The 16,187-nt window shown below is 36.7% G+C and carries 17 protein-coding genes; 3 read left to right on the top strand and 14 right to left on the bottom strand.

Annotation, left to right across the window (positions count from 1 at the left end; translation table 11 throughout):
• Positions 1 to 5 precede the first annotated feature (5 nt).
• The 6 genes from grpE to gpr all read right to left on the bottom strand — a co-directional run bounded on the left by grpE (position 6) and on the right by gpr (position 7,029).
• The gene (gene grpE, locus MKX29_RS16585; protein ID WP_224935934.1) at positions 6 to 599 is read right to left on the bottom strand and encodes a nucleotide exchange factor GrpE; all 594 of its coding nucleotides are present in this window, start codon (positions 597 to 599) and stop codon (positions 6 to 8) included.
• An 82-nt stretch (positions 600 to 681) separates the two neighbouring features.
• Complete coding sequence (gene hrcA, locus MKX29_RS16580; protein WP_281202236.1) at positions 682 to 1,713, bottom strand: heat-inducible transcriptional repressor HrcA; 1,032 nt, start codon at positions 1,711 to 1,713, stop codon at positions 682 to 684.
• Positions 1,714 to 1,975: 262 nt separating this feature from the next.
• Positions 1,976 to 3,109 carry a radical SAM family heme chaperone HemW gene (gene hemW, locus MKX29_RS16575; protein WP_341106632.1) on the bottom strand — a complete coding sequence of 378 codons (1,134 nt, stop codon included), beginning with the start codon at positions 3,107 to 3,109 and terminating at the stop codon, positions 1,976 to 1,978.
• Positions 3,110 to 3,295: 186 nt separating this feature from the next.
• The gene (gene lepA, locus MKX29_RS16570; protein WP_224935932.1) at positions 3,296 to 5,131 is read right to left on the bottom strand and encodes a translation elongation factor 4; all 1,836 of its coding nucleotides are present in this window, start codon (positions 5,129 to 5,131) and stop codon (positions 3,296 to 3,298) included.
• Between the two features lie 420 nt (positions 5,132 to 5,551).
• Complete coding sequence (locus tag MKX29_RS16565; RefSeq protein WP_224935931.1) at positions 5,552 to 5,845, bottom strand: DUF3679 domain-containing protein; 294 nt, start codon at positions 5,843 to 5,845, stop codon at positions 5,552 to 5,554.
• A 65-nt stretch (positions 5,846 to 5,910) separates the two neighbouring features.
• A complete protein-coding gene (gpr, locus tag MKX29_RS16560; protein WP_341106628.1) occupies positions 5,911 to 7,029 on the bottom strand; it encodes a GPR endopeptidase in 1,119 nt (372 codons plus the stop codon).
• A 245-nt stretch (positions 7,030 to 7,274) separates the two neighbouring features.
• On the opposite strand from gpr, the gene rpsT reads away from it, so the two are divergent.
• On the top strand, positions 7,275 to 7,538 hold the full coding sequence (gene rpsT, locus MKX29_RS16555; protein ID WP_224935929.1) for a 30S ribosomal protein S20: 264 nt from the start codon (positions 7,275 to 7,277) through the stop codon (positions 7,536 to 7,538).
• 67 nt (positions 7,539 to 7,605) lie between these two features.
• Here the strand turns inward: rpsT and holA are convergent, their stop codons facing one another.
• Entirely contained in the window at positions 7,606 to 8,640 is a 1,035-nt protein-coding gene (holA, locus tag MKX29_RS16550; RefSeq protein WP_095372501.1) for a DNA polymerase III subunit delta, read from the bottom strand.
• Positions 8,641 to 8,979: 339 nt separating this feature from the next.
• Between holA and MKX29_RS16545 the strand changes: the two genes are divergently transcribed.
• A complete protein-coding gene (locus tag MKX29_RS16545) occupies positions 8,980 to 9,114 on the top strand; it encodes a YqzM family protein (RefSeq protein WP_095372500.1) in 135 nt (44 codons plus the stop codon).
• Positions 9,115 to 9,258: 144 nt separating this feature from the next.
• On the opposite strand, the gene MKX29_RS16540 is transcribed toward MKX29_RS16545, so the two are convergent.
• The 3 genes from MKX29_RS16540 to MKX29_RS16530 form a co-directional block, all read right to left on the bottom strand.
• Positions 9,259 to 11,577 carry a DNA internalization-related competence protein ComEC/Rec2 gene (locus MKX29_RS16540; protein WP_341106625.1) on the bottom strand — a complete coding sequence of 773 codons (2,319 nt, stop codon included), beginning with the start codon at positions 11,575 to 11,577 and terminating at the stop codon, positions 9,259 to 9,261.
• 85 nt (positions 11,578 to 11,662) lie between these two features.
• Entirely contained in the window at positions 11,663 to 12,223 is a 561-nt protein-coding gene (locus MKX29_RS16535; protein ID WP_095372498.1) for a ComE operon protein 2, read from the bottom strand.
• An 84-nt stretch (positions 12,224 to 12,307) separates the two neighbouring features.
• The gene (locus tag MKX29_RS16530) at positions 12,308 to 12,931 is read right to left on the bottom strand and encodes a helix-hairpin-helix domain-containing protein (protein WP_341106622.1); all 624 of its coding nucleotides are present in this window, start codon (positions 12,929 to 12,931) and stop codon (positions 12,308 to 12,310) included.
• 91 nt (positions 12,932 to 13,022) lie between these two features.
• On the opposite strand from MKX29_RS16530, the gene comER reads away from it, so the two are divergent.
• Positions 13,023 to 13,847, top strand: a complete 825-nt coding sequence (gene comER, locus MKX29_RS16525) for a late competence protein ComER (RefSeq protein WP_095372496.1) — start codon at positions 13,023 to 13,025, stop codon at positions 13,845 to 13,847.
• A gap of 74 nt (positions 13,848 to 13,921) precedes the next feature.
• Here comER and MKX29_RS16520 read toward each other — a convergent pair whose 3' ends face one another.
• From MKX29_RS16520 to MKX29_RS16505, 4 genes are read right to left on the bottom strand one after another with little or no spacing between them, the layout of a single operon-like run.
• Positions 13,922 to 14,683: a class I SAM-dependent DNA methyltransferase gene (locus MKX29_RS16520; RefSeq protein ID WP_289434160.1), complete on the bottom strand. Its 762-nt coding sequence runs from the start codon at positions 14,681 to 14,683 to the stop codon at positions 13,922 to 13,924.
• Positions 14,683 to 15,039 (bottom strand): ribosome silencing factor, encoded by a 357-nt coding sequence (gene rsfS / locus MKX29_RS16515; protein WP_224935925.1) that lies wholly within the window; start codon positions 15,037 to 15,039, stop codon positions 14,683 to 14,685. The genes MKX29_RS16520 and rsfS overlap by 1 nt, the downstream gene beginning before the upstream one ends.
• Before the next feature lie 4 nt (positions 15,040 to 15,043).
• Entirely contained in the window at positions 15,044 to 15,610 is a 567-nt protein-coding gene (yqeK, locus tag MKX29_RS16510; protein ID WP_289434161.1) for a bis(5'-nucleosyl)-tetraphosphatase (symmetrical) YqeK, read from the bottom strand.
• Positions 15,600 to 16,169 carry a nicotinate-nucleotide adenylyltransferase gene (locus MKX29_RS16505; protein ID WP_224935923.1) on the bottom strand — a complete coding sequence of 190 codons (570 nt, stop codon included), beginning with the start codon at positions 16,167 to 16,169 and terminating at the stop codon, positions 15,600 to 15,602. The genes yqeK and MKX29_RS16505 overlap by 11 nt, the downstream gene beginning before the upstream one ends.
• Positions 16,170 to 16,187 lie beyond the last annotated feature (18 nt).

Raw genomic sequence — 16,187 nt, 5'->3', positions numbered from 1 at the left:
TGTAGTTATTGATTTACTTTAACCATTGCCGGTCGAATGACACGGTCTTTCAGTAAATAACCTTTTTGAAATTCTTCAACGACTACATTAGAATCGTAGCCTTCTTCTTCCACCTGCATTACAGCTTGATGGAATTGAGGGTCAAATACTTGGCCTACAGCTTCAATCTGTTCAACGCCTTCTTTTTTCAACGCCTCGATTAAACTGCGATAAACCATTTCCATTCCTTGTAGCAATGATTGCACGCTACTATCGTCTGAATTAGATTGTAGTGCTCTTTCAAAGTTATCAAGGGCTGGTAATAAATCTGATACTAAGCTTTGCGCTCTATATTTTTCAGACGCTTCACGATCTAATTTCGCACGACGTCTGCTATTATCAAAATCAGCTTGTAATCTTAAATAACGATTATCGGCCTCTTCCACCTTTTTCTCAAGCTCTGCCACCTTAGCTTCCAGCGCAGAAACCTCACTATTTACCTCAGATGATTCACCTTCAGATTGAGTGTCAGCAGCTTCACCAAAAACTTCTTCTGGTTGAATGTTTTCTTGCTCGGATTTGTTTACCTCTTCTTGTAGAGTCTCTTTTTCTTCTGCCAACTTTTTCACCTCCCTTAAATGCTATTGGGTTCATAGTTAAAGGGGTGGAAGCGAATTCCACCCTTATTCAATATTTCCAGGGTTATTCGTTTTGATACAGCCTTGTCAACTCATAAGATAAGCCTTTACTTAAAAATTGTAGCAAACTAATGACTCTGGAATATTCCATTCTGGTTGGTCCTAATATAGCAATCGTTCCCAATTGTTCTGCACCAATAGAATAGCTTGCGGTAATTAAACTACAATTATCCATCGCAGAATTTTTATTTTCGGTACCGATTTTCACTCGTATACCTGAGGAATGATTACGTATTAAATCATATATTCCTTCTTCCTGCTCAATCATATAAAGTAAGCCTTTTACCTTGTCTATATCATGAAACTCGGGTTGACTTAATATATTCGTTTTCCCACCAAAGAACAATTTCTCATTTGCAGGCATTTGAATCGTATCAATAATTGAGTGGTAAAGAAAGTCATAATGTTGGATATGCTGGCGTAAAACGATGGCAACTTCTTTATAAATCGTTTGATTCAGATGTTCAATTGGTACACCCACTAAACGATCATTTAAAATATTTACCATCATTTCAATATCTGCTGGGTTCATAGATTCAGGAAAATGAAACATTCTATTTTCCACATGCCCAGTATCTGTCACAATAATTGCAATGGCTGTGTGATCATTCAATGGAACGATTTGAATTCTTTTTAACCTATTCTCCTTCACTGCCGGACCTAAAACGATCGAAGTGTAATTCGTCATTTCTGAAAGGATTTTAGCTGATTTTTGCACAATTTTTTCTAATTCGTACATTTTATCACTGAAAATACTTTTCATTTGTACTACTTCACGTTTATTTAGTCGCTGTGGGGATAAAAGATGGTCGACATAGTATCTATACCCCTTCTCAGAAGGTATTCGTCCTGATGAGGTATGTGTTTTTTCTAAAAAACCAAGCTCCTCTAAATCAGCCATTTCATTCCTAATTGTCGCCGAGCTAAAAGAAATTTCATCTTTCTTAGATAATGTTCTTGAGCCAACCGGCTGTGCCGTCTGAATAAAATCATCAACAATCACTTGGAATATCAACAATTGACGATCTGTTAACACAGTAATCACCTCTGTTAGCACTCTCATTTAATGAGTGCTAAATCTAATAATAAATTATCAAATCTAGGAGCGAGTGTCAATCATTTGCGCCTTATCTCCATCATAATTATTAAAAGAAAGACAACAAACCATCATTCAAGAAAGAAAGTTGAATGTACCACTCGTTTAATCATTGTTTAGAATACAATGATTTCAACATATTTTGCTTCTTTCTACGTATCACCTGATGAACGAAATAGAGCGGTAGCTTTTACCGTTTTAATCATTTAATAAATGATTGAAAAACTTCATTGCCTAACAGTCGGCCTTGCTTTGTTAATTGAATCGAATCACCTTGTATTTCTAGTAATGACTTCTGTTCATGTGCCAGTAATTCTTCACGAAATATTTCCATGATTTCTATATCGTATTTATCCTTAAAAGCTTTCATCGAAACACCTTGTGTTTTACGAAGTCCAAGAAACATTTCTTCTTCCATTTTTTCCTTCTTCGTCACTTCATGTTTATCCATAATAGGCAACTCATTTTGGTCTAATGGCTCCATATACTTTTTTAAAGGACCGTAATTCGAGCGACGATAACCTTCCACATAGCTATGGGCACCAGCACCAAACCCAAAATAAGCTTCATTATTCCAATAGGTCAAATTATGTTTACTTTCAAAGCCAGGTTTAGAAAAATTACTAATTTCATACTGCTCAAAGCCATTCTCTTTCATTTTTTCCATCAATAACTCATACATGGCTGCCTCAACATCCTCCCCAGGAGTATGAAGTTTACCTTTGCGCATAAGGTTATAAAATACTGTTTTTGGCTCTATGATGAGAGAATAAGCAGAATAATGCTGAACATCTAATTGAAAGGAAGTGGTTAAAGTTTCTTGGAAGTCTGCCATCGTTTGAGTAGGCAAGCTATAAATAAGATCTATACTCATATTTTTAAAGCCAGCTTTTTTTGCTGATTCCACTGACTGGTATACATCTTTCGCCCGATGTACTCTACCAATTTTCTCTAACAATTGATCATTAAATGTTTGTACACCTAAGCTTAATCGATTGACCCCATAATCATACAAAAGCTTAAGTTTTTCGTATGACAAGTCACCTGGATTAGCTTCAAACGTAAACTCATACTGTCCAGCAAGAGGTAATCTTTTGCGAATTGACTCTAGAAAAGTTGCCAGTTGCTTTTCATTCAAAGCAGTCGGTGTACCTCCTCCGACAAATATAGTCTTAAAAGGAGAGTAGTCGCTGCTGTTCATCGTAATTTCCATTTCTTTATCTAAATATTGTAGATACTCATCTACTGGTTGTCCCTTTAAGAACACTTTATTAAAATCACAATAGTGACAGATATGCTCACAAAACGGTATATGAAGGTATGCCGCTTGAATCATTACTTTCACAACCTTACTTTTTTAGGTTTCTCATCTAGTGATGAGTCTAGCAAAAACAATCCTTGAGACTTTCCAATTATAGTCTCTTTGTTTTTGCCTCTATTTTAAAATATAAAACGGAAAAAAATAGGCTAGGATACGCCTATGGGAAAGCATACCTAACCTATCCTAATAAAGCAATTTATTTTATTTCTTTGTATTATTATCATCCATTTTTAATACAGCCATAAATGCTTCTTGCGGTACTTCAACCGACCCCACTTGCTTCATGCGTTTTTTCCCTTCTTTTTGCTTTTCAAGCAATTTTCTTTTACGGGAAATATCTCCACCATAACATTTTGCAAGGACATTTTTGCGCATCGCTTTTATTGTTGAACGAGCAATTATCTTTTGTCCAACTGCTGCTTGAATAGGGACTTCAAACTGTTGACGTGGAATAAGTTCTTTTAATTTTTCAACTATCACTTTTCCTCGTTCATAAGCAAAGTCACTATGAACAATAAAGCTCAATGCATCAACCTTCTCTGCATTTAATAAAATATCCATTTTCACTAGCTTGGATGGGCGATAACCGATTAATTCATAATCAAAAGACGCATACCCTTTTGTATTTGATTTTAATTGATCAAAAAAGTCATAAACAATTTCTGATAAAGGGATCTCATATATAATATTCACGCGAGATTCATCCATATATTGCATATCAATGAAATTGCCTCGTTTCAATTGACACAGTTCCATAATCGCCCCAACATATTCATTTGGTGCCATCATCGTTGCTTTTACATACGGTTCTTCTACTCTGTCAATTTTTTGTGCATCCGGCATATCTGAGGGGTTATCCACTTTCAACTCTGTCCCATCTGTTAGCATAACATCATAGATTACACTTGGTGCAGTTGTAATCAAATCAATCTTAAATTCGCGCTCAATTCTTTCTTGAATAATCTCCATATGCAATAAACCTAAAAATCCACAACGGAACCCAAATCCAAGCGCCTGGGAAGTCTCAGGCTCGTACTGAAGAGCAGAATCATTCAGTTCAAGTTTTTCAAGTGCTTCACGTAAATCATTGAACTTCGCACTATCAATCGGATAAAGTCCACAATAGACCATCGGATTCAGTTTACGATAACCAGGTAACGGATCTGTTGCACCATTCTTTGCACTTGTAATCGTGTCACCAACACGTGTATCGCCTACATTTTTAATTGCTGCTGTTAAGAAACCAACATCTCCAACGGAAAGCTCGTCCATTGGTGTCGATTTAGGTGTAAATACGCCTACCTCGGTCACTTCGAACTCTTTGCCAGTAGCCATCATTTTAACTTTGTCGCCTACTTTAACCGTTCCATCCACGACGCGGATATAAGCAACAACCCCACGATAAGCATCATATAACGAATCGAATATTAACGCTTTAAGAGGCGCATCGGGATCTCCAGTAGGTGCCGGAACCTTTTCTACCACTTGCTCTAGAATATCTTCAATCCCAATTCCGGCTTTGGCAGATGCTAAAACAGCTTCAGAAGCATCGAGTCCAATGACTTCTTCCACTTCATTTCTCACACGCTCTGGATCGGCACTAGGTAAATCTATTTTATTAATAACAGGTAATATTTCTAAATCATTATCTAATGCCAAGTATACATTAGCTAACGTTTGCGCCTCTATTCCTTGAGCAGCATCAACGACTAATACTGCACCCTCACATGCAGCTAAACTTCTGGACACTTCATATGTAAAATCGACGTGCCCTGGCGTATCAATTAGATGGAAGGTATATATTTCTCCATCCTTAGCTTTATATTTGAGTTGTACAGAATTTAATTTAATCGTAATGCCACGTTCTCTCTCTAAATCCATAGAATCTAGGAGCTGGTCTTTCATTTCCCGCGCAGTAAGTGCATTTGTTTTTTCCAAAATACGGTCAGCCAACGTAGATTTCCCATGGTCAATATGAGCAATAATGGAAAAATTACGGATCCTAGATTGCCTATTCAGTCTCTCTTCTCTGTTCATGTAACTTTCTTCACTCCTATATAAAAGCGCAAATCACACATATGTGTATGGTTCACAACAGTTTTCACTAGTAAGTACACTAATTGTCTGGCTGCACAAAGTCGCTATACGATACGACCCTTCTCTCACGATTACGATCATGATTGTTAGCCAAGTTTCTTAGCACTTAAAAAGTGGATGATATGTACTTCATTTATTTACTCGCTTCTCTTTCTAATCGAAAAGACATACATATTGTTGATTATAGCAGTACAAAATGGAAGATTCAACGAAATTCATGAATGGGTTTACATATTCAATCGGAGTTTCATTTCTTGTGTAAGAATGGAAAAGCTAGTTGGGGGAATTGTTTCATCTGAGATTATTGAACTTTTTTATTAGACCTAGGCGGATCCTTGAATCCACCTAGGGAATGCTCAATTACTCCTCATCTTTTTCTTGTACCTTATCAACTACCATATCAATACCTGTTCTAGTAATGGCTTGCGTTCCTTCTGATATGGACTTACCTATAGATGAAAAGAGATTAAAGGACTTCATTTCCTCTAATTGTTTTTGCTTACCTTGTAAGTCGTGTGTGGATGCGCCCCTATCATCCCCGACTGTTAGCGTACTCATCTCTACCATTGCGTGATTCGCTTGCTTCATACCAAACAAAACAGAAATGAACATAAGAGATATAATTAATATAGTTGCGACCATGAATCTTTTCATTCGAATCACCTTTCCCTCATTCTAGTAATATATTGTATGAAAAGAATAGAAAAGATAGAACCTTTTTATCGCGTATAAAAGCCTGTATTCTCTTGATTTACTTTAGAATGGAGAGCTGCATTTAATCCATTAGCTAGTAAATTAGCCATATCTTCTATAAACACGTCTACTTCTTTTGGGGTCACCATCAAGTTATGGCCCAAGGGAGATAATACTTCTCCGATTAATTTGCGTTTTTCTTCCTCAGGTAATGTACCCACAATACCCATAAATGTTTGTCGCTCTTTCTCCTCGGGTAAATCTTCATCAGATAGCTTGCGCTTTTCTCCAAATGTCATTCCAGCCGGGATTAGTGAACGAGAAGGCTTGTCCCCTTCTTTCAGTTCCTTTCCAAAATGCTTGAGGATGAAATCTATTGTGTCACTTGTGATCGAAACGGCATCAACAACAGTTGGTACGCCAATTGCAATAACTGGTACACCTAAAGTTTCTTTACTAATTTCCTTTCGTTTATTGCCTACACCTGAACCGGGATGGATCCCTGTATCTGAAATTTGGATAGTAGAATTGACCCTTTCAATTGACCTTGCTGCTAGAGCGTCCAAGGCAATGACAAAATCAGGCTTCGTTTTCTCAACAATGCCAAACAAAATGTCACTCGTTTCAATACCCGTTAAACCCATTACACCAGGCGAAATCGCACTGACAGGACGGTAGCCATCTTCTACACTCTCTGGCTGTAACTCAAATAAGTGCCGAGTAATTAGTAAGTTTTCACATACTTCGGGTCCAATTGCATCGGGTGTAACATTCCAGTTCCCTAAACCAACAATTAAACACGAATCATTAGGGCCAATACCAAGGTCTTTCATAAAGTAGGCCATCTCTTTAGCAAATAGCTTTTCTACTTGCAGTTGCGTTTCCGTATCTTGTTGTCTAATCCCCTGTACCTCTATTGTTAAATATTTACCTGGTTTTTTCCCTAGCATTTCACTTCCTTGTTCTGTCACTTCAACATAAGAGATTTTCATGCCCTCTTTTTCTTGTTCTTTAATAATAACGCCTTCGATTTGGGACTGATTATCTTCACCTTGTATTCCCTGGTTTTCTAATACGACCTCGCGAGCTTCTATTGCTAAGTCCGTTCTTATCCCATATTTGCTTAAATCCAACTTCTCATTCAAAGCCAAACGACCACCTTTTTTGCGTATTATAGTAGTTTTAGGATGGCCACCACTTGTTCAAATCATGCATGTTTTATATGTGAACAATATGTTTCTACAGTGAAGGAGAAGATGGATTTCCTCGTTTTGTATTGATTTATTGTCTCAGTTTTGATAGAATATCACTTGTTCTGAATTTATATTAATGATGAATACAAATATCGAGTTCATAAAAATTCGATGCCTTTTTGTAGGAGGTGAATGGAATGCCAAATATTAAATCTGCTATCAAACGTGTTAAAACAAACGAAGCACGCTATGCACGTAACATTCAAGCTAAGTCTAACATGCGTTCTGCAGTGAAAAAATCTGAAGCTGCGATTGCTAACAACGATGCTAATGCTGCTGAAAGCTTTGCACAAGCTGCAAGCAAACTAGATAAAGCTGCTGCAAAAGGACTTATCCATAAAAATGCTGCTGCTCGTAAGAAATCTCGTTTAATGAAAAGAATGAATACTGCAAATGCTTAATTTGTAGAAATCATAAAAAGCTATCCGCATGATGGATAGCTTTTTTTCATTACATATAAAAGATTATTTATAGAACTTCCATATCCCGTTTATTTAATTTAAATAAGAATAACTCAATTAATAATTGCTTGTTCATTCCTCCGGTTTTCATTTGATAATCCGCATCTGCGAGAATATCCATGATTTGCGATAACTCTTCTTCACTAAAAAGTCTCGCTTGACCGGCGGCAAGTTTCACTCTAAAAGGGTGCGTTTTAATATATCCAGCTATCTGATTTTGTCCGTAACCTCTTCTAGACAATTCTTTCACTTGGTAAATGAGACGAAACTGATTTGTAATGACTGCCAAAATTTTGATAGGTTCCTCATTTAGCTTCAATAAATCATAAAAAATTCTTAATGCTGCTTCTATATCTCTATGGACGACTTTTTCTACAAGTGTAAAGATATTTTGTTCTAAAGACCGCGACACTAATTGATCCACCATTTCAACCGTAATGCGTCTTTCATCACTTCCATATAAAGCAAGCTTATCCATTTCGCTCGTTAACATAAATAAATTCATACCTGAAAGTGTAAGTAGAAGATTGATTGCTTCTTCATCAATTTGTACGCCATTTTTGGATGCACGATCACGCATCCAAACATGTAGCTCTTTCTCATTCAATTGTTTCGCTTCTAACACTGCAGCGCTTTTTTTGATTTGCTTCGTTAACTTTTTGCGCTCGTCTAGCTTTTCATATGCGCCTGAAAATACGAGAATCGTGTAAGGAGCAGGATCTTTCAAATAATTCTCAAGTGCATTTAATTGATGCTCTACCTTCGCTTTCCCTTTATCCGCTGTTAGAAAATAGGGATTATGTAAAATAATAAGACGGCGCTCCCCCATAAAAGGAAACGTTTCAGCGTCTTCAAGCGCAACTTCAATAGGCGTTTCTTCTAAATCATAGGTAGACAAATTGAAGTCAAGTTCTTCTGGCAGTAACGCATGATTGATTAATAATTGTTTCGTTTCATTTATAAGGTAAGGCTCGGTTCCGTATAATAAATATACAGATGAGAAGCTTTTTGCTTTAATTTGCTTCCATATATCAAAAACCACTTTTTCTCGCTCCGATCATTTTTTATAAGTACTATCTATCCTATAGAAGCAAATCGATTTTGACAAGTGGAATGAAAAGAATGTACGCTGCTTATAATACCAATAAATATAAAGAAAAGCGCTTTTTAAGCGCTTTTCAAACAATCTATATAGAAACGCTTGCAAGCAAGAGGCCTAGGATTCTCTTGCTGAAGCGGTGCACCCTTATACTTATAATATGTCATGACAGTCGCTGAATTATCGCTGTCAACTCATGTAAGTAAAGGAAAAGCATTTCTAGAAGTGTAGATTTTTTCATGGAAATCACTTATACTAATTAAGGAAATAGGAGGGTTGACTGTGAACGAATTTGAAAAAAATGTCCAATCGAAACGTCACGATATTGGTGACTCCGCAATGGGATTCGTTGCTTCTTTCGGATTCTTTACCATTCTATTTGTCATTGCGGTCGCAATTAAAGCAATCGGCGCATAACCCTTGAAGGCTCATTGGCAGATACATACTTCTGCAAATTGCATTGACATCGAGCTTTCGGAAGAGACTGCATTTCGCTTGCAGTCTTTTTTATTTTTTGAAAAGAAAGTTAAATTATTTTCTATTGTCTAGGCATAACATATCCTATGGTAGGACAGTTGAAAAGGTTCCGTTACCTCTGAAAAAAACATAAGAAATTCCTCCATGACGATCAGTTCTTACTATTGGAATTTGATGATTTTTTAACCTCTGTAACACTTCTTCCGTTGGATGACCGAAACGATTGTTTCTACCAACTGAAATAACTGCCAGTTTAGGTTTTACACCATCAAGAAACTTCTCAGTCGTCGAAGTTTTACTTCCGTGATGTCCCACTTTTAATACATCAACAGATAACCTTTCATATTTATTGACTAGCTTCGCTTCCCCAGCTTCTTCTAAATCACCAGTAAATAACCATGTTAATCCTCCTATGACAGCATAAAGCACGATAGACCCATCATTTTTATTATTTGCTGTTTTATCAAACGGCATAAGAATTTGAAATTCCTCAGCCTTCATACGCCAACGAACTCCAGCGCTTACCTGCCGTACATTAACCTGTTTTGTGTGAGCTATCTTTATTATCTCTGTTTCTAACGCACTTCTTTCATTCGTTATCGGGAGTAATATCTCACTTACTTCAATCATAGACAAAACAGCTGGTGCACCACCCATATGATCACTATCACCATGTGTAAGAATAAGTTTATCAATTTTCCTAATGCCTTTACTTTTCAAAAAAGGCACAACGATATCCTCCCCAGGATCAAATGCGCCGGTTCTTTCCTGCCATTCCTCTTTATCAAACGGAAGTACTCCCCCAGTATCAATTAAATAATTCCCCCTGTTATGAGGTAAACGAATGAAAATACTGTCACCTTGCCCTACATCAATAAAAGATACTTCACCTGTAAAATAAAAATAAGGAGTGAGATAGTGAATGAAAAAGACGAAAAAAGGTGCAATGCTTGCTAATAGAAAATTCTTTCTTCCCTCCCTTTTCTCCCATTGTAAGAAGAAAAGATTGATTGCAATTAAATAGAGAAGAATAAGCCACATAGAGGGCCTTCCCAATGTTAATACAGCCTGAGGATAATCCGCTATTGTTAAACTCAAATCATTCATTCGCTCTAGTAATGTATTTATCCATTGAATCGGAAACCATGCCCAAGTTCCAACAATCATATGATAAGCCAATAAGAACAGAAATAACGGCAGAATAACAAAAGAAAATATGGGTACAAAGAGTATATTGGCGACGAGAGAGAAGATTGAAATTTCATAGAAGGAATATAATAATATTGGCGTTGCTGCCAACTGACAAATAAAGGATATTACAAAGAGAGATCTTATAGGAGAGGTGCGTCTTTTGAGGAGAGAATAAGAAGACAAAAGTAAAACATAAGTAACTGTGAAAGAAAGCTGAAAACCAACGTCATAAAGAATAAATGGGTTCATTAATAAATAACAAACAAATACAATACATAACACATCTTGCGTTCTCATAGCTGACAAAAATATCTTAAAAAGCGCTGCGAACATAAGCATTGCTACAGCTCGAATAACTGAAGGTGTGCCTCCGGCAAGGATGCCATAGATCGGTAACAAACCCACTAAAATCATCAACATATGCTGCCTTGTCACACCTAGCCGTAAGCCAACAAATAAGAGCAATCCAGCTAATAAACTTACATGCATACCTGAAATAGCTAATAAATGAATAATGCCTAATCTTTGATAAGCTGTTTCAACGGTTTCATCTAATTGCAATCGGTCTCCATAAACTAGTGCATTCACGAGTGGTGCGGTCTCACTTGGAAAATACTTACTCACGTATTGGATCCCTTTTTCCCGCAATTGCCAAATTTGTGTAACGATATTCGTATTGCCCATTTGGCAGCTTCGTAAATCAAATTGCTCAGTTTGAATTTGCCAATGAATACCTTTGCGTTGTAAATATTCTTGGTAATCAAAGCTATGAAAATTTGTTGCTTTTTGCGGCGTTTCTAGTTTGCCCATCACATTACATATCAGACCTGTACTCGTTATCTTCTCCAGTGAGTCTTTCTCTTCCTTAGATGGAATATAGTATGTAAAAACGAGCTTTTCATTTGAAAGTTGATCGATCGCTTGTGCAGAGAGACGATCTCCATCAATGACCCATCCATGAGTAAAGGTCAGCGTGAAATCAGTCCTTTCACTTCTTAAATCAGTCCCATTATCATAAGAAGCAACATAACCTCTAATGAAAAATAACACACTACATAAAATAAATATTAATGTCAGTCTTCGAGAAAGATATCTTGTAAAAAAACTAAAGAGAAAAAATAGGAAAAGGGGAATGAAATAAAAATAAGAGGAGAAAGAAGATAAGAGTGAAAAAATCGCGACAAGGGAGCAAAAAAACCATTTCCCTGGCAAAGAAATCTCACCACCCATTTAGAATAGTATTGTACACCAAGAGGATGAAACGGCTCGCTACCTAACAAACCGTTTCATCCATCAATTATTTTAAAATTGTTTCTACTTCTTCTTTTAATTGAGCATCTAGAGCGTTCTCACCTTTTAAGTCTCTAATTTCAACCAATAACTTCTTAATTAAGTCGTTCTTTTCTGTTGCTTTTGCATCTAACTGTTGTTGATCGAAAGGTACCTTCTTTAACGAGACTCCAGCTTGTTGAAATAGCTCGATCCCATATGGATGATTTTTATAGTCCTCTGCATAGTATACCTTTTTAATGCCTGCTTGAATAATCGCTTTACAGCATTGTAAGCATGGAAAATGAGTTACATAAATTTCTGCATTCTCTGTTGGTACACCAAATTTCGCGCACTGTAAAATCGCATTCATCTCCGCATGTATTGTTCTAACACAATGATTGTCAATGACGTAGCACCCTTCATCAATACAATGATCGCCACCTGTGATTGACCCATTATATCCGCCTGCGATCATTCGTTTATCGCGAACAATTGTTGCCCCTACAGTTAATCGTGTACATGTACTTCTTAATGCTAATAAATGGCTTTGTGCCATAAAATATTGATCCCAAGAAATTCTGTCCATTGTACGTCTCTCCCTTTTTTCAAACATCCTTATATTTTAGTTTAATCACACCATACATGTATGGTCAAATCCATTTTCATCTAATCAATCAACACTTATCAGATCTTTTAGTTTTTCAAATGTTTTTTCTCCAATTCCTGATACTTCTTTTAAATTTTCAATAGCTTTAAAAGAGCCGACTTCCTCTCTATACGAAAGAATATCTTCTGCTTTTGAAGGGCCAATTCCTGGCAGTGTTTCAAGCTGTTCAACCGTTGCTTGATTCAAATTAATTTTCCCATCATTACCATCGTTTAAGGGCGGTAATGACGACACGCCCTCTTCCCCCACTTTTGGAATATAGATAACCATTTCGTCTGTCAGTTTCTGAGCAAGATTGACTTGTTTTTGATCCGCTTCACTTAGAAACCCTCCTGCAACTTGAATAGCATCTACAATACGCTGGGTGCTTTTTAATGCATAGACGCCAGGATCTTTGACTTCTCCTTTAATGTCAACCATAACATCATCATCTGAATAATTCTCTTCTTCTTCTTGAGATGTTTCTCCCCCTTCTTCAAAACCTTTATCATCAAGCAACCATTCATTTTCCACTTCAACCGTATTGTTTTGATTTAGAAGTGGGGAGAGCAACCACATACATACAGCACCAACAATGAATCCAGCCACTATTAAAATATACAGGGCGTATTGCTTCACCCATTCCATTTTCATCAATTCCTTTCAATAGACATAATTTCAACTGGTGCTTCATATTTTTAATAGGAGTCATTTTTTGTTGGCGAAGGAGGGATGTATTTTGAATATCGGTATAATTGGCACAGGCAATATGGGGAGAATTTTGACAGAAGCCTTGCTTGATAGCAAAGCTGTTTCCCCTTCTTCCATTACCATTACAAACCGTACCATTGCAAAATCATTAGAGATAAAAAAAGCGTATCCAGATATCAACGTGGCACGAGATGCACTGACAACTGCAAAGATGTCTTCACTTATTTTCGTGTGTGTCAAACCGCATGATGTTTACGAAGTCATTCAAACCATTCAACCGAGTCTAAATAGAGACAAATGCGTCATCTCTATAACAAGTCCTATTGCGGTAAATCAATTAGAGTCAGTTTTGTACTGTTCAAGTGCAAGAGTCATTCCGAGTATTACGAACCGAGCATTAGCTGGTGTCTCTCTAGTCACATATGGAGATCATTGCTCAAAAGAATGGCGAGAAAGTATTCAATGGTTGTTTGAACAAATTTCTGTCCCTACCATTATTGAGGAAAATATCACAAGAGTGGCTTCAGATATCGTTAGCTGTGGTCCTGCATTTTTTAGTTACTTAACCCAACGATTTATCGATGCCGCTGTTAAGGAAACAAAGATAGATAATGATACAGCCACAAAATTAGCTAGTGAAATGCTGATAGGTTTAGGGGAATTGTTGCGCCAAGGACATTATACATTACCTACTTTACAAGAAAAGGTGTGTGTAAAGGGCGGAGTTACTGGCGAAGGCATAAAGATACTTGAAAAAGAGTTAGGAGATATGTTTGAACACTTGTTTCAAGCGACTCACTCAAAGTTTACTGAGGATATAAACCTGGTTAAAACGCAATATACAACTATATAATAGTTCTATAAAAAATGACATAATCCTTCTAACAAAAAAAGAGTCTCGGAATTTTTTCCGGGACTTTTCTTTGTTTATTTTATGTTTTTCAGCTTTTTACAAATAAAAAATAATCTTTCAGCATGGTTCATTTCTGTATTTTTTTCATTAAAATCAACGAAAAAAGTAGTTATTTCAAAACCTGCCTCTTTCAACCACTGTCTATATACGTCGATTTCATACGTTCTCTGAAAATGGCATTCATCATATCGTTTGTATGTTCCTATTTTTTCATCAAGGACGAAGAATGACAAATCATGTTCTACACTATGAGGAAATTCCCCTTCAAAACTTTGCCAAATATAACTTACGTCTTCTTCATTCAGGGCAAACGTTTGATTAACAAACAAATCATCAATTTTATGAACGGTATGCACGTCAAACATAAACAAACCGTCATCAGCTAAATGTTCATATACACCTGAGAAGGTAGATTTTACTTCATCTTCTGATCGGAGATAGTTCAATGAATCACAAAAAATAGTAATGATATCATAGCAACCAATTTCATCTAATTCGGACATATCCTGCTCTAAAAATTGAATTGATAGGGCTTCGTTCGCTGCTTTCCTTTGTGCAACCGCAAGCATATTGTCTGATAAATCAGCCCCAGTCACTTCATATCCTTTTTTAGCCAATCGCAAAGACAGCTCACCTGTTCCACAAGCAAGATCTAGGAGGCGCTTACTTTTTAATTGATGAAGATTACACTGTGATGCAACAATGGATACCCACTTTTCATAAGGTGCATCTACCATTAATCCATCATAGAGATAAGCAAATTGCTGATAACTCATTACGGTTGCAGCTCACTTTTAATATCTTCCGTTTTCGCATCGCCCCAAAGACGTTCTAAGTTATAATAACTTCTTTCATCACGATGGAACACATGTGCAACGATATCGCCTAAGTCAACCAAAACCCAGCGTGCTTCATCAAATCCTTCCATTCTTTTGACTTCATAGCCGCTTTCTTCAGCTTGGTCTTTTACCTCTTTAGCAATAGCTTGCACTTGCTTATCTGAATTCCCGTGACAAATAACGAAATAATCCGCTATTAACGAGATTCCTTTCATATTTAGTGCCACAATATCTTCTGCTCTCTTACTGTCTACTGCTTTAACAACTGTTGTAAGTAATTGTTTTTCTGACATATCATCAACCCTTTCTATTCATCACTAAATCATTGTACATCGTTAATGTGAGCGGATAGACTGATTGATTTTTTTTCATTAGAAAAAGAATAGAGTTTTTCACAGCTTGAATTAATGCTTCATCCAAATCACGCTGTGCAAGTTCTCTCACTTCTTCAACACCAGGAAAATGCCTACCCGGCTCAATATAGTCCGCTAAATACACAACTTTCTCTAATAATGACATATTAGCTCGCCCTGAAGTATGATAGCGTATTGCCTCTAATATTTCACGATCAGTAATACCAACTTTCGTTTCAACTAAATATGCGCCCACTGGTGCATGCCATAACTCACTATTATATTTTAGTAAGTCAGAAGGCATGTCTTCTGCTGTGATACATGCTTCCATTTCTTCCTTAGGATGAAATTTAGCATAATCATGAAAAATGGCGGACATCTCAGCTTTCTTCACATCTGCTCCGAATCTTTCTGCCAATTCAATGGCACTGTTCATCACACCAATAGTATGTTGATATCGATGGTCTGTTAATTGTTCTTTGACAATCTCTAATGCCTGTTCACGGTTCATATAGGTGATTCTCCTCCATGTATGTGCGGACATTTTCTGGCACTAAATACTTAATTGTCTTTCCATTTTGCATGCGTTCTCTAATCAAAGTAGATGAAATGCCAATCTCAGGAATCTCAACATAATCAACGGGATATTTAGTCGTTAATTGATAATCTGGTCTCTTTACACCTACAAAAGTAACTAGATCGAGTAAATAATCTATATCACGCCATTTATGCAGATACTCTACCATGTCCGCGCCAATAATAAAGAAAAATTTTGTATCTTTCTCTCTTTCATGTAAGATCTTGATCGTATCAACAGTGTAAGAAGGACCTTTTCTTTCTAATTCTACTAATTCTATTTGAAATTGTGGATGATCACTAACCGCTCTTCTTAATAATGCTACTCTATCTTCATTACTTAAATAGTAACTCTTCTTTTTATGAGGTGGCTCTTGGTTAGGCATAAACCAAATCTCGTCTAAGTCTTTTGCATGCAATACTTCATTAGCGATAATTAAGTGACCTAAGTGAGGAGGATCAAATGTACCTCCTAGGATTCCTATTCTTTTCATCCTTTTCCCCCCACAGGA

The sequence above is a fragment of the Cytobacillus sp. FSL R7-0696 genome (assembly GCF_038006865.1).
In the GTDB taxonomy this organism is placed as follows: Bacteria; Bacillota; Bacilli; order Bacillales; family Cytobacillaceae; genus Cytobacillus; species Cytobacillus kochii.
This window is presented reverse-complemented; position numbering and strand designations above follow the sequence as displayed.

Bases quoted from the DNA above. Each gene is read 5' to 3' on its own strand.
- hemW (WP_341106632.1), bottom strand. From the start codon at position 3,109: ATGATTCAAGCGGCATACCTTCATATACCGTTTTGTGAGCATATCTGT.
- lepA (WP_224935932.1), bottom strand. From the start codon at position 5,131: ATGAACAGAGAAGAGAGACTGAATAGGCAATCTAGGATCCGTAATTTT.
- MKX29_RS16565 (WP_224935931.1), bottom strand. From the start codon at position 5,845: ATGAAAAGATTCATGGTCGCAACTATATTAATTATATCTCTTATGTTC.
- rpsT (WP_224935929.1), top strand. From the start codon at position 7,275: ATGCCAAATATTAAATCTGCTATCAAACGTGTTAAAACAAACGAAGCA.
- MKX29_RS16535 (WP_095372498.1), bottom strand. From the start codon at position 12,223: ATGGACAGAATTTCTTGGGATCAATATTTTATGGCACAAAGCCATTTA.
- MKX29_RS16530 (WP_341106622.1), bottom strand. From the start codon at position 12,931: ATGGAATGGGTGAAGCAATACGCCCTGTATATTTTAATAGTGGCTGGA.
- MKX29_RS16520 (WP_289434160.1), bottom strand. From the start codon at position 14,683: ATGAGTTATCAGCAATTTGCTTATCTCTATGATGGATTAATGGTAGAT.
- rsfS (WP_224935925.1), bottom strand. From the start codon at position 15,039: ATGTCAGAAAAACAATTACTTACAACAGTTGTTAAAGCAGTAGACAGT.
- yqeK (WP_289434161.1), bottom strand. From the start codon at position 15,610: ATGAACCGTGAACAGGCATTAGAGATTGTCAAAGAACAATTAACAGAC.
- MKX29_RS16505 (WP_224935923.1), bottom strand. From the start codon at position 16,169: ATGAAAAGAATAGGAATCCTAGGAGGTACATTTGATCCTCCTCACTTA.